At 43.8% G+C, this 13,722-nt stretch carries 6 protein-coding genes, 3 rRNA genes, 1 pseudogene and 1 other annotated feature; of the genes and pseudogenes, 3 read left to right on the top strand and 7 right to left on the bottom strand.

All coding sequences use genetic code 11. The annotated features are described in order from the left end of the window. Window positions 1–45: 45 nt before the first annotated feature. The gene (locus CFK37_RS12540) at window positions 46–750 is read right to left on the bottom strand and encodes a pseudouridine synthase (protein WP_089062170.1); all 705 of its coding nucleotides are present in this window, start codon (window positions 748–750) and stop codon (window positions 46–48) included. A 12-nt stretch (window positions 751–762) separates the two neighbouring features. Beyond that, complete coding sequence (locus CFK37_RS12535) at window positions 763–2,379, bottom strand: putative polysaccharide biosynthesis protein (RefSeq protein ID WP_089062169.1); 1,617 nt, start codon at window positions 2,377–2,379, stop codon at window positions 763–765. A 136-nt stretch (window positions 2,380–2,515) separates the two neighbouring features. On the opposite strand from CFK37_RS12535, the pseudogene CFK37_RS12530 reads away from it, so the two are divergent. Together CFK37_RS12530 and CFK37_RS12525 are read left to right on the top strand one after the other, a co-directional pair. Then, window positions 2,516–3,774: pseudogene (locus CFK37_RS12530) on the top strand (BaiN/RdsA family NAD(P)/FAD-dependent oxidoreductase). Between the two features lie 112 nt (window positions 3,775–3,886). Further along, window positions 3,887–4,138, top strand: coding sequence for a hypothetical protein (locus CFK37_RS12525; protein ID WP_172840428.1), 252 nt, complete (start codon window positions 3,887–3,889; stop codon window positions 4,136–4,138). Window positions 4,139–4,241: 103 nt separating this feature from the next. Here the strand turns inward: CFK37_RS12525 and rrf are convergent. The 4 genes from rrf to CFK37_RS12505 form a co-directional block, all read right to left on the bottom strand. Next, window positions 4,242–4,357 (bottom strand): 5S ribosomal RNA (rrf, locus tag CFK37_RS12520). Between the two features lie 117 nt (window positions 4,358–4,474). Further along, window positions 4,475–7,395 (bottom strand): 23S ribosomal RNA (locus CFK37_RS12515). Between the two features lie 237 nt (window positions 7,396–7,632). Beyond that, window positions 7,633–9,198: ribosomal RNA gene (locus CFK37_RS12510) — 16S ribosomal RNA — on the bottom strand. Together the 16S, 23S and 5S rRNA genes form the textbook arrangement of a ribosomal RNA operon. A 557-nt stretch (window positions 9,199–9,755) precedes the next feature. Beyond that, window positions 9,756–10,064, bottom strand: a complete 309-nt coding sequence (locus CFK37_RS12505; protein ID WP_089062167.1) for a rhodanese-like domain-containing protein — start codon at window positions 10,062–10,064, stop codon at window positions 9,756–9,758. 134 nt (window positions 10,065–10,198) lie between these two features. Here CFK37_RS12505 and CFK37_RS12500 point away from each other — a divergent pair, with 134 nt between their 5' ends. Continuing rightward, window positions 10,199–10,963: a hypothetical protein gene (locus CFK37_RS12500; protein WP_172840501.1), complete on the top strand. Its 765-nt coding sequence runs from the start codon at window positions 10,199–10,201 to the stop codon at window positions 10,961–10,963. Between the two features lie 60 nt (window positions 10,964–11,023). Here CFK37_RS12500 and leuS read toward each other — a convergent pair whose 3' ends face one another. Further along, window positions 11,024–13,438 (bottom strand): leucine--tRNA ligase, encoded by a 2,415-nt coding sequence (leuS, locus tag CFK37_RS12495; protein WP_089062166.1) that lies wholly within the window; start codon window positions 13,436–13,438, stop codon window positions 11,024–11,026. A gap of 44 nt (window positions 13,439–13,482) precedes the next feature. Next, window positions 13,483–13,697: a binding site (T-box leader), on the bottom strand. Between the last annotated feature and the right edge of the window lie 25 nt (window positions 13,698–13,722).

The following is a 13,722-nucleotide window of genomic DNA, read 5'->3' as shown; positions in this document are numbered from 1 at the left end:
GCAATTGCTGACGATTAATTCAGGTCGTCAGCTTTTTATTTCACTTTATAAAATGGAAGTTAATTCTTTTTCAGTTAGTTCCCGGTAATATCCATTATCAAGTGTGGGGTCAAGCAGCAACTGCCCCATCTTGATTCGTTTCAGATAACTCACCCTTTTGCCTACTGCAGCAAACATTCTTTTGACCTGATGATATTTACCCTCAGATATTGTGACTTCGATTTCCGATACCGCACCTGCAGTAAGTATACGAAGCTTTGCAGACTTTGTCTGGTATCCATCTTCTAGAAGTATACCACCTGCAAATTGTTTAACATCTTCATTTGTTACACACCCATCAATTCGTGCATAATATACCTTTTCTATGTCCTTTTTAGGGGAGGTTAACTTATGCCCCAACTCTCCGTCATTTGTTAAAAGCAATAACCCCTCTGTATCCTTATCTAACCGTCCAACGGGGAAAGGCTCAAAGTGCTGGTAATTTTCAGCCAACAAATCAATTACCGTTTTGTCCTTATCATCAACTGTAGCCGATACATACCCTGGTGGCTTATTCATCATTAAGTAGATAAATTCTTGGTAGTGAACCGTGTAATCCCCAACCTGAATTATGTCTGTTGATGGATCAACGTGTAAACTGCCATCCCTTACGATTGTACGATTAACCGATACCTTTTTTCTTTTTAGCAGGTTTTTAACCTCTTTACGGCTCCCGTGGCCCGTATTTGCCAACAATTTATCCAGGCGCATAGACACCCTCCATTATCTTTTAAATATCCGGTCAAGGACGCGAACCTTATTTCCCAACACACGTTCTAGCAGTGTAGAATAATAACCCAACCACAAATAAACACTTCCCCCAAAGGAGACACCCACTATAAGCATGATAATAGCTCCCCATCTTTCATCATGATAAGGGATAAATGTTCCAAGCATTAATTTGGTAAGCCATAATACTATGACCATAATTATAGTAAAAATACAAACTAACATCGTTCGTTTAAAAGTTTGTTTGAACGAAAACTGAATAGATTTATGAATACGCCATAAATTCAAAGTAACAGCTGTACCAACAGCAAGTGCAGTACCAAAAATAGCTCCCTTCGGACCAAACATGTGAATTAACTGGATATTAAAGAGTACCTTGATTAATAATCCACCCGATAAACTGACAACCGCAAATCGTTGCTGATTGATTCCCTGGAGGATAGATGCTGAAACAAGGAATAAGCCAAATAATAGCCCTACCGGCGCATACCAACCAAGTAATGTCCCAGTAAGCTCAATATTTTTTTGTCCATATAATGCTCCGTACGCCTCGTCAGATAACATCGACAGCCCTGCTACAGCTGGGATGGTTAAGACAATTACAATTTGAAGGGCCTGATTTATTTGCTTAAAAACAACTGTTTTATTTCCTTCATTGAATGATTTTGTTAATGCCGGTAATATTGCCAAGGAAAGTCCGGTAGCTAGTGTTACCGGGATTATAATTAATTTATGACCATAAAAGTTGATTGCTCCTAAAGCAACTTTGGCAATTTCAAGCTTATCAATAGCTTTCATTGCTTTGAAAAAGGTGGCTTGATCTATAAGTTGATACAAGGGTGTTGCCAATCCAACCAAAACAAATGGCCCTGCATATGTTAGCAATTCTATCGCTAACGTTTTCATAGGGATATGAGAATGCACCGTTTGTTTTTCAATATTTTTATGTATATTTGCTTTGCGCTTTCTCCAATATACATAAAGCACGATACAAGACGCAACCGCCCCTACAAAAGCCGCAAATGTGGAAAATCCTACAGCCATTGTAATACTGCCGTTAAAAACGTAAATAGTTAAAAATGCAGCGGTTAACAAGAATACAATTCGGACGATTTGTTCTACAACCTGTGATACAGCTGTTGGTGCCATCGATTGGTACCCCTGAAAAAAACCACGTACAATACTCATTGCTGGTATCAAAATTAATGCGAAACTCACCATTTTGATAACCATGGTTACATCATCTATCGAGAGTCCACTTTCTTCTCCCGCTAACGTGAATGCGGCCATATATTCGGCACCGAAAAACAATATTAAAAAGGCGATAAAACCTGTGCATGCCATTAGCATTATTCCCGCTCGAAAAATACGCAGTCCCGTCGCATAATCGCCTATTGCATTGTATTTTGATACAAATTTTGATACGGCTAATGGAACGCCAATCGTTGAAATTGTAATTAAAATATTATAGGGTACATACCCGAATGAATATAACGTACCACCCGTATCACCAACAATATAGTGAAAAGGGATTACAAAAATCATTCCTAAAAATTTCGATAAAAATGTGGCACCTGTAAGCAGCATGGTACCTTTGACAATGTTCGACATAAATTCACCTGCATCTATTTTTTATTACATAACTTTTATTTTATCATACCTATCCAAAAGTACGATAAGGTTTCGTCTAAAAATATAGGAATTATTCTTGATAAATGGTACGATACTAGCGAAAGGAATGAATGAATTGGCATACGATGTAATTATTATTGGAGGCGGCCCATCTGGATTGATGGCTTCGATAGCTGCAGCAGAAAATGGGGCAAAGTGCCTTTTAATTGAAAAAGGAAAAAAACTAGGTAAAAAATTAGCTATTTCTGGGGGCGGGCGTTGTAATGTCACTAATAAACTCCCGAGGATGAGGTGATCAAGCATATCCCAGGTAATGGTAAATTTCTTTATAGTGCATTTTCAGTATTTAATAACTATGATATCATCAATTTTTTTGAAGGAATGGGCGTTCAATTAAAAGAGGAAGACCACGGCCGCATGTTTCCTGTAACCAACAGTGCTAAAACGGTTGTAAATGCTTTAATCAATAAATTGCATGATTTAAATGTCACCATACGCATGCAAACAGAGGTAAAAGCAATACACTTTGATGATGAAAAACATACAATAATTTTATCTGATAACGAAAAGATTTCCTGTCAATCGGTTGTCCTCGCAGTTGGAGGCAAAGCTGTACCACATACTGGATCAACAGGAGATGGTTATGCATGGGCAAAGAAGGCTGGACATACTATCACAAAACTCTATCCAACGGAAGTCGCATTAACCTCAAATGAACCTTTTATAAAAGAGAAACAACTGCAAGGACTATCACTACGGGATGTGGCTTTGTCGGTACTTAATAAAAAGAATAAACCTATTATCACACATCAAATGGACATGATTTTCACTCATTTTGGGATCTCCGGCCCAGCAGTATTGCGATGCTCCCAGTTTGTCGTAAAGGAACTGATGAAAGGCCGGGATGAAGTTACCCTGGCATTGGATGCTTTACCGGATACAAATGAAGATACACTGATCAAAGAAATTTTGGAAACTTTGCAGGAAAATCCCAAAAGGTCCGTTAAAAACTGCTTTAAGGGAATTGTTCCCGAACGTTTATTGTCCTATATTTTCTCAAAAAATAATGTTTTGGAAGAGCAAAAAGCTGCAACAATTTCCAAAGAGGTAATACGTACCATCGTGCACGATTTTAAACATTTCACAATACAGGTTAACGGCTCTTTACCACTCGATAAAGCATTTGTAACAGGCGGTGGTGTTTCAATCAAAGAAATAGTACCAAAAACGATGCAATCAAAGGTGATGCACGGTTTATACCTTTGTGGTGAAATTTTAGATATCCATGGCTATACTGGTGGGTATAATATTACTTCTGCTCTAGTAACCGGTAGACTTGCTGGAACTAATGCTGCTTTAGATGGCTTACAGTAGATAATTAATATGGTATGTCTTACCGGGCATTTTTTCAAAGCTACTGTATCATCCTATAAAAGACTCATTACATTTTATAAGAAGGGTTGAGATTTGTATGGAAAAAAATGCAATGTGGGTACCCCTATTAGCATCTGTAGGCGTTGGAGCAGCAACGTATTATACCATGACAAAGAATAATCAATCTCTTGGCCAAACGATGCAACAAGTCGTTCCGCTCGTTTCACAAATGAGCAACACTAATGGTGGAAGTGGCGGTAACAGCAGTAACAGTAGTAACAGCAATAACAGTGCTATCAGTGGCAGCAACAATGGAGGCGGCAGTAACGATCAGCAAACGCTTGGGCCCTATGGAATGAGTTAAATTAACACTTTATAAAAAAACAACAAAGAGGTGCAATACCATGCACCTCTTTGTTGTTTAATTAAAAAATCAAGGATACGGTATTGTACCCTTGATTAACTGTGCCTGGCGGCGTCCTACTCTTGCAGGGACAAAGTCCCAACTACCATCGGCGCTGGAGAGCTTAACTGCTGTGTTCGGCATGGGAACAGGTGTGACTTCTCCGCTATAACTACCAGACCATATTAAATTTAAGGACAAAATATATTATAGTCATATTTCTTTCGAAATGCAAGACCTTTTTTCATTTTATACCCTAAAAACTAAATAAGAGCTTAAATAGATGACAATCAATGGTTAGTTAAGTCCTCGATCGATTAGTATTCGTCAGCTCCACGTGTCGCCACGCTTCCACCTCGAACCTATCTACCTCATCGTCTCTGAGGGATCTTACTCACTTCGAGTGATGGGAAGTCTCATCTTGAGGGGGGCTTCATGCTTAGATGCTTTCAGCACTTATCCTTGCCACACGTAGCTACCCAGCTATGCTCCTGGCGGAACAACTGGTACACCAGCGGTGTGTCCATCCCGGTCCTCTCGTACTAAGGACAGCTCCTCTCAAACTTCCAGCGCCCACGACGGATAGGGACCGAACTGTCTCACGACGTTCTGAACCCAGCTCGCGTACCGCTTTAATGGGCGAACAGCCCAACCCTTGGGACCGACTACAGCCCCAGGATGCGATGAGCCGACATCGAGGTGCCAAACCTCCCCGTCGATGTGAACTCTTGGGGGAGATAAGCCTGTTATCCCCGGGGTAGCTTTTATCCGTTGAGCGATGGCCCTTCCATGCGGAACCACCGGATCACTAAGCCCGACTTTCGTCCCTGCTCGACTTGTAGGTCTCGCAGTCAAGCTCCCTTCTGCCTTTACACTCTTCGAATGATTTCCAACCATTCTGAGGGAACCTTTGGGCGCCTCCGTTACTCTTTGGGAGGCGACCGCCCCAGTCAAACTGCCCGCCTGACACTGTCTCCGAACCGGATTACGGTCCTGGGTTAGAATGTCCGTACAGCCAGGGTGGTATCCCACGGATGCCTCCACCGAAGCTAGCGCTCCGGTTTCGATGGCTCCCACCTATCCTGTACAAGCTGTACCAACATTCAATATCAGGCTACAGTAAAGCTCCACGGGGTCTTTCCGTCCTGTCGCGGGTAATGTGCATCTTCACACATAGTATAATTTCACCGGGTCTCTCGTTGAGACAGTGCCCAAGTCGTTGCACCTTTCGTGCGGGTCGGAACTTACCCGACAAGGAATTTCGCTACCTTAGGACCGTTATAGTTACGGCCGCCGTTTACTGGGGCTTCGGTTCTAAGCTTCGCGCCCGAAGGCGCTAACTCTTCCCCTTAACCTTCCAGCACCGGGCAGGTGTCAGCCCCTATACTTCGCCTTTCGGCTTCGCAGAGACCTGTGTTTTTGCTAAACAGTCGCTTGGGCCTATTCACTGCGGCTCCTCCTTAAAGGAGCACCCCTTCTCCCGAGGTTACGGGGTCATTTTGCCGAGTTCCTTAACGAGAGTTCTCCCGATCACCTTAGGATTCTCTCCTCGCCTACCTGTGTCGGTTTGCGGTACGGGCACCTATGAACTCACTAGAGGCTTTTCTTGGCAGTGTGAAATCCAGAACTTCGGTACTATAGTTCCCTCCCCATCACAGCTCAGAATTGTTGGACGGATTTGCCAATCCAACTCCCTTGCTGCTTGGGCGCACATTTCCAGAAGTGCGCATTCCTTATCCTACTGCGTCCCCCCATCGCTCAAACATTCATGAGGTGGTACAGGAATATCTACCTGTTGTCCATCGCCTACGCCTTTCGGCCTCGGCTTAGGTCCCGACTAACCCTGAGCGGACGAGCCTTCCTCAGGAAACCTTAGGCTTTCGGTGAAAGAGATTCTCACTCTTTTTTCGCTACTCATACCGGCATTCTCACTTCCAAGCGCTCCACCAGTCCTCACGGTCTGACTTCACAGCACTTGGAACGCTCTCCTACCATTGTTCCGAAGAACAATCCGCAGCTTCGGTGATACGTTTAGCCCCGGTACATTTTCGGCGCAGAGTCACTCGACCAGTGAGCTATTACGCACTCTTTAAATGATGGCTGCTTCTAAGCCAACATCCTGGTTGTCTGGGCAACTCCACATCCTTTTCCACTTAACGTATACTTTGGGACCTTAGCTGGCGGTCTGGGCTGTTTCCCTTTCGACTATGAACCTTATCACCCATAGTCTGACTCCCAACGTAACGTAGCTGGCATTCGGAGTTTGACTGAATTCGGTAACCCGGTGAGGGCCCCTAGTTCAATCAGTGCTCTACCTCCAGTACGCATCTATTGAGGCTAGCCCTAAAGCTATTTCGGAGAGAACCAGCTATCTCCGTGTTCGATTGGCATTTCACCCCTACCCACACCTCATCCCCGCATTTTTCAACATACGTGGGTTCGGGCCTCCAGTCAGTGTTACCTGACCTTCACCCTGGACATGGGTAGATCACACGGTTTCGGGTCTACGACCGTATACTATTTCGCCCTATTCAGACTCGCTTTCGCTGCGGCTCCGTGTCTTCCACTTAACCTTGCATACGATCGTAACTCGCCGGTCCATTCTACAAAAGGTACGCCGTCACCCATAAACGGGCTTCGACTACTTGTAAGCGCACGGTTTCAGGATCTCTTTCACTCCCCTTCCGGGGTGCTTTTCACCTTTCCCTCACGGTACTGGTTCACTATCGGTCACTAGGTCGTATTTAGCCTTGGGAGATGGTCCTCCCGGATTCCGACGGAATTCCTCGTGTTCCGCCGTACTCAGGATCCACTCCGGAGGAAACGCTTTTTCGATTACAGGGCTCTTACCCGCTTTGGCTGATCGTTCCAGATCGATTCATCTAAAGCATTTCTTTGTAACTCCAATGGAGTGTCCTACAACCCCAGAAAGCAAGCTTTCTGGTTTGGGCTGATTCCGTTTCGCTCGCCGCTACTTGGGAAATCGCATTTGCTTTCTCTTCCTCCGGGTACTAAGATGTTTCAGTTCCCCGGGTCTGCCTCACGTATCCTATGTATTCAGATACGCGTACTGCTCCATTACGAACAGCGGGTTTCCCCATTCGGAAATCCTCGGATCGAAGTCTACTTACGACTCCCCGAGGCATATCGGTGTTAGTCCCGTCCTTCATCGGCTCCTAGTGCCAAGGCATCCACCGTGCGCTCTTCTTCACTTAACTATCTTTATGATTAAGAACTTACGTTTTTGATGTCGTTGTCTATCTTGCTCTTATTTAGTTTTCAAGGTACAAAAAGAGAGATTCGCATCCCTCAAAACTGAACAAACAACCTGATATGTCAAGGCCTACATGATAGTAGGGCTTACGCCCCCGGATAACCAGCAGGTTATCACAGGGATTCCGTTAAACAGGTCAGCTTCCACTACATGTAGCTTCTCGCTTCCTGTTTTTCCTTAGAAAGGAGGTGATCCAGCCGCACCTTCCGATACGGCTACCTTGTTACGACTTCACCCCAATCATTGGCCCCACCTTCGGCGGCTGGCTCCATAAAGGTTACCTCACCGACTTCGGGTGTTGCCAACTCTCGTGGTGTGACGGGCGGTGTGTACAAGGCCCGGGAACGTATTCACCGCGGCATGCTGATCCGCGATTACTAGCGATTCCGGCTTCATGCAGGCGAGTTGCAGCCTGCAATCCGAACTGAGAATGGTTTTATGGGATTTGCTACACCTCGCGGCTTCGCTTCCCTTTGTTCCATCCATTGTAGCACGTGTGTAGCCCAGGTCATAAGGGGCATGATGATTTGACGTCATCCCCACCTTCCTCCGGTTTGTCACCGGCAGTCACCTTAGAGTGCCCAACTAAATGCTGGCAACTAAGATCAAGGGTTGCGCTCGTTGCGGGACTTAACCCAACATCTCACGACACGAGCTGACGACAACCATGCACCACCTGTCACTCTGTCCCCGAAGGGAACACGATATCTCTATCGCTGGCAGAGGATGTCAAGACCTGGTAAGGTTCTTCGCGTTGCTTCGAATTAAACCACATGCTCCACCGCTTGTGCGGGCCCCCGTCAATTCTTTTGAGTTTCAGCCTTGCGGCCGTACTCCCCAGGCGGAGTGCTTAATGCGTTAACTTCAGCACTAAGGGGCGGAAACCCCCTAACACCTAGCACTCATCGTTTACGGCGTGGACTACCAGGGTATCTAATCCTGTTCGCTCCCCACGCTTTCGCTCCTCAGCGTCAGTTACAGACCAGAGAGTCGCCTTCGCCACTGGTGTTCCTCCACATCTCTACGCATTTCACCGCTACACGTGGAATTCCACTCTCCTCTTCTGTACTCAAGTCCTCCAGTTTCCAATGACCCTCCACGGTTAAGCCGTGGGCTTTCACATCAGACTTAAAAGACCGCCTGCGAGCGCTTTACGCCCAATAATTCCGGACAACGCTTGCCCCCTACGTATTACCGCGGCTGCTGGCACGTAGTTAGCCGGGGCTTTCTGGTTAGGTACCGTCAAAGCACCGTCCTATTCGAACGATACGTGTTCTTCCCTAACAACAGAGTTTTACGATCCGAAAACCTTCATCACTCACGCGGCGTTGCTCCGTCAGACTTTCGTCCATTGCGGAAGATTCCCTACTGCTGCCTCCCGTAGGAGTCTGGGCCGTGTCTCAGTCCCAGTGTGGCCGATCACCCTCTCAGGTCGGCTACGCATCGTCGCCTTGGTAGGCCATTACCCCACCAACTAGCTAATGCGCCGCGGGCCCATCTGTAAGTGACAGCAAAAGCCGCCTTTCAACTTTCTACCATGTGATAAAAAGTATTATTCGGTATTAGCTCCGGTTTCCCGGGGTTATCCCAATCTTACAGGCAGGTTGCCCACGTGTTACTCACCCGTCCGCCGCTCGTTCCACAAGCTCACGCCCCGAAGGGCGATTACTTGCTTCCCGCGCTCGACTTGCATGTATTAGGCACGCCGCCAGCGTTCGTCCTGAGCCAAGATCAAACTCTCCAAAAAAGTTTGAATAGAATCGACACCAATCAATTCTATCGTTGGTCTTAGCTTTGTTTCGTTGCTTCTCTAGCTTCAGCGTCCAGCGACTAGTGGACTTCCTTCACCTCCGTACGATAAGGTCAACATCGATTCGCTTTCGCTCACCGTGTTTCCTTTATCTCCTGCGGTTCAGTCCATCCCATACGTCGCTAACGCTTTGCTTGACATATTACTTGATTGTTTGTTCAGTTTTCAAGGAGCAAATCAACATTGTCTGTTTATGTCGACAGTAAATGAATTATATCACTTTATAATTAAACTGTCAATAGAAACTATTATGAATATTTTTTCGCACTAAAGCAATAAAAGATTCTTGTTTTTTGAACAGCAAAATACATTTTACATACTTCTTTTATAAAAGTCAATACTATTCGCATATAAAAATTTAGAACCTTACTTAACAAGATGTTAGAAAAGCTCGGTATTCACCAAATTACAGTGAATCCCGAATTCTTCTTTTTAGGCTTTCCCTTAAGGCTTCGCCTAAGGAATATTAAGAGACCAGCCTAAATTATAGTGGTTTAATAAACAACTTCACCATCCCAATCAAGCATCCCACCGGCTAAATTAGATACCTTAAACCCTTGTTCATCAAGATAAGTTGCTGCACGCATACTTCTTGCACCAGATCTGCAAACAAGAACATAGTGCTTATCCTTGCTTAATTCATCTATACTATTTGGAATTTCCTGCAGTGGAATATGTTTGGCATCTTCTATCATCCCTTGTGCCACCTCTTCAACTTCCCTCACATCTATAATTACAATACTATTTTCTTTCCCCATCAAATTCTGCAGTTCTTCAGGGGTAAACTCCTGTATACTATCCATACTAAATCAGCCTTTCTTTTCAAACGTTTGTTACGAATTTCATCATACCTATTTAGCGTATAGGTTGCAAATATGTGACACATTCTAAAGGTAGGCCAGACATACCTAATTTAACCTTAGTCAGGAGAATGAAAATGAAACAGATATATTTAACACTCTCTTTATTACTAGTTCTTATAGTTCTTCTTCCCATTTCATTACAAGCTGAAACTAAATCAAAAACACCTGAATCAACAACTATTCATACCTATAAAGAAGATGTCACAGGTGATGATCAAAAAGAGACAGTCGTGTTAAAAGCAATTCCATTCAGTAAAGATTCTTCCTACTATCAAAAGATTTGGGCGGTTATTAAGGATTCCCGTTCCAAAAAGTGGGAGGTCCAATACGGCGGTGGATATGAACCGACCTTACAATTTTATGATCTGAATCATGATGATGTTACTGACATCTATTATCAAAGCCCTACCGGAGGAAGCGGAGGATTGTACAGTTATCAGCTGAATACGCTGAAAGATGAAAAACTCACCAAAATTGAATTGCCGGTTCAGCGATATGTTAAAGGGAAATTCCTTGAGAACTTTAGAGTATTTATATCTTTAACCCCCGGCAATAAACCAATTTACGTCGATGTAAAGGACCGGACCAATGCATACACCAGACTGGGGATTTACAATAAAAATGGTGCTCTGCTAAAACCTGCTTCATTAATGATTGATCCGATAGCGTTTTATGAACCAGTATTAATTAGTAAAAGTAAAGGTTACGGATTAAAAAGCTATCAGCAAATCAGCGGGGCTTACCATGCGGATCAGTTGGGCACGATTGAAACGCTTTGGTATTTCGAAAAAGGGAAATGGATTATTCTAACAACCAAGTGGGTACCATTAGAACAATAGGAATTTAAAAAAACCCGTTATTTGAATGAAATAACGGGTTTTTTCTATCTGAATTCAGAACTAGTTCGCTACAACGTTTACCAATTTTCCGGGTACCACTATTACCTTTCTAATTGTCTTGCCATCCAGCCATTCCTGCATTTTGTCATCGTTAAGCGCAACTTTTTCTAGCTCATTTTTAGAAATATCTTTGGCAACATTTATTTTTGACCGTACCTTGCCCATTACCTGCAGAGCAATTTCGACCTCATCCTCCACTAGTTTTGATTCATCATAGACCGGCCATGGTTCATAACTAATGGTCTCCTGATGTCCAAGTCTATTCCACAATTCCTCTGAAATATGGGGGGCAACTGGAGAAAGTAATTTTACAAACCCTTCTATATATTCCTTTGGAAGCTGTTCCGCTTTATATCCTTCATTGATAAACACCATCATTTGGGAAATCCCGGTATTAAAATGCAAGTTTTCAAAGTCATCTGTAACCTTCTTAACTGTTTGATGATATACCTTTTCAAGCGACGTATGTTGAACACCCACTGAAATTTTTTCGGATAGGGACCCATCCTCATTGATGATCACGCGCCATACACGATCAAGAAATCTTCTTGCGCCGTCTAATCCATTTGTAGACCAGGCAATTGCAGCATCCAGTGGTCCCATAAACATTTCGTAAAGCCTTAGTGTATCAGCACCGTGTGAACTTACAATATCATCTGGGTTCACAACATTACCTTTTGATTTACTCATTTTCTCATTGCCTTCACCAAGAATCATTCCTTGATTAAAGAGTCTCATGAATGGCTCCTTGGTTGGAACCACGCCGATATCATACAAAAACTTATGCCAGAATCGTGCATATAGTAGATGGAGCACCGCATGTTCAGCACCGCCAATATACGTGTCGACTGGCAACCATTCTTTTAATGCCTCTGGATCAGCAATTCTCTCAGTGTTGTCGGGATCAATGAAACGAAGGAAGTACCAGCAGCTACCAGCCCATTGTGGCATTGTATTTGTTTCACGTCGTCCCTTCATACCAGTTTTAGGATCAACAACGTTCACCCAGTCACTATTGGCTAGTGGGGATTCGCCTGTTCCAGATGGTTTTATTTCTGTTAGTTCAGGAAGTTCCAAAGGTAGTTCCTCTTCTGGTACAGCTGTCATTGTGCCATCTTCCCAGTGGATGATTGGGATGGGTTCGCCCCAATAACGCTGTCTTGAGAATAACCAATCACGAAGTCGGTACGTTACCTTCTTCTGACCTTTGTCATTATTTTCAAGCCAATCAATCATCTTTGAAATCGCTGCTTCCTTACCCATTCCATTCAAAAACGCTGAGTTTACATGCTCACCGTCCCCTGTATACGGTTCGCTTTCTATGTCCCCACCTTCGACAACTTCAACAATTGGCAATTCAAATTTAGTAGCAAACTCAAAGTCACGTTCGTCATGCGCTGGCACCGCCATAATCGCTCCCGAACCATAAGTCATTAATACATAATCAGCAACCCAAATAGGCATTTTTTCATTATTAGTAGGATTAATGGCGTAAGCACCTGTGAAAACACCTGTCTTATCTTTTGCGAGATCCGTCCGTTCAAGATCAGACTTTGTTTGCACTTCATACAGATATGATTCGACCGCTTCCTTCTGTTCAGGTTTAACGATTTCGTTAACCAACGGGTGTTCCGGTGCCAGTACAGCGTATGTCGCACCAAAGAGAGTATCTGGTCTGGTTGTGAACACGGTAAATGTTCCATTTGTTCCACCAATGGCAAAGGTTACTTCTGCCCCTTCAGAACGTCCAATCCAATTACGTTGCATATCTTTAATGCTTTCAGGCCAGTCAAGTTCTTCCAAATCTTCCATAAGACGATCAGCATAAGCAGTGATCTTTAACATCCATTGTTTCATTGGCCTACGAACAACCGGGTGCCCTCCACGTTCGCTCTTACCGTCAATTACTTCCTCATTTGCCAGTACAGTACCAAGTGCCGGGCACCAATTAACCGCCACTTCATCTACGTAAGCAAGTCCCTTTTCGTAAAGCTTCGTGAAAATCCACTGCGTCCACTTATAATATTCCGGATCTGTTGTATTAATTTCACGATCCCAGTCATACGAAAAACCAAGCTCTTGAATCTGGCGCTTAAATGTTTCTATATTTTTCAAGGTGAAAGCTGCGGGGCTATTTCCTGTATCAAGTGCGTATTGCTCAGCAGGAAGACCAAATGCATCCCAGCCAATTGGATGCAGTACCTCATACCCCTGCATACGCTTCATTCGTGAAAAAATATCGGTCGCTGTATATCCCTCCGGATGTCCAACATGAAGGCCAGCACCTGATGGATAGGGAAACATGTCAAGCGTATATACCTTCTCTTTCTTTGAATAAGTATCCGTTTTAAACGTTTTATTCTCTTGCCAATAAGATTGCCATTTTTTTTCAATCTTTTGATGATCAAAACCCATCTGTCTTCCTCCTTTGTAAATTAAAAAAAGCCACTCATCCCATAAAAAGGGACGAGAAGCTGTATCTCCCGCGGTACCACCCAAATTAACGTTAATCACACGTTCACTTTGTATCCGTAACGTGGATTCACGGCAGAAACTACTAGATTCACTTCTGCAACATTAAAGGTGAGTTCATAAATGTTCAGGAACAGTTTCCACCTACCACTGTCTCGCTATACCTGAATTATTTATTACTAGTCCTTTGCATCGTTATTACAATATGTATATCGAATTGTAATGAA

Source organism: Virgibacillus phasianinus, assembly GCF_002216775.1.
Lineage (GTDB): Bacteria > Bacillota > Bacilli > Bacillales > Amphibacillaceae > Virgibacillus_F > Virgibacillus_F phasianinus.
This window is presented reverse-complemented; position numbering and strand designations above follow the sequence as displayed.

What these genes read in the sequence shown, in the direction of transcription:
- CFK37_RS12535 (WP_089062169.1), bottom strand. Translation starts at nt 2,379, where the DNA reads ATGTCGAACATTGTCAAAGGTACCATGCTGCTTACAGGTGCCACATTT.
- CFK37_RS12500 (WP_172840501.1), top strand. Translation starts at nt 10,199, where the DNA reads ATGAAACAGATATATTTAACACTCTCTTTATTACTAGTTCTTATAGTT.
- CFK37_RS12525 (WP_172840428.1), top strand. Translation starts at nt 3,887, where the DNA reads ATGTGGGTACCCCTATTAGCATCTGTAGGCGTTGGAGCAGCAACGTAT.
- CFK37_RS12540 (WP_089062170.1), bottom strand. Translation starts at nt 750, where the DNA reads ATGCGCCTGGATAAATTGTTGGCAAATACGGGCCACGGGAGCCGTAAA.
- CFK37_RS12505 (WP_089062167.1), bottom strand. Translation starts at nt 10,064, where the DNA reads ATGGATAGTATACAGGAGTTTACCCCTGAAGAACTGCAGAATTTGATG.
- leuS (WP_089062166.1), bottom strand. Translation starts at nt 13,438, where the DNA reads ATGGGTTTTGATCATCAAAAGATTGAAAAAAAATGGCAATCTTATTGG.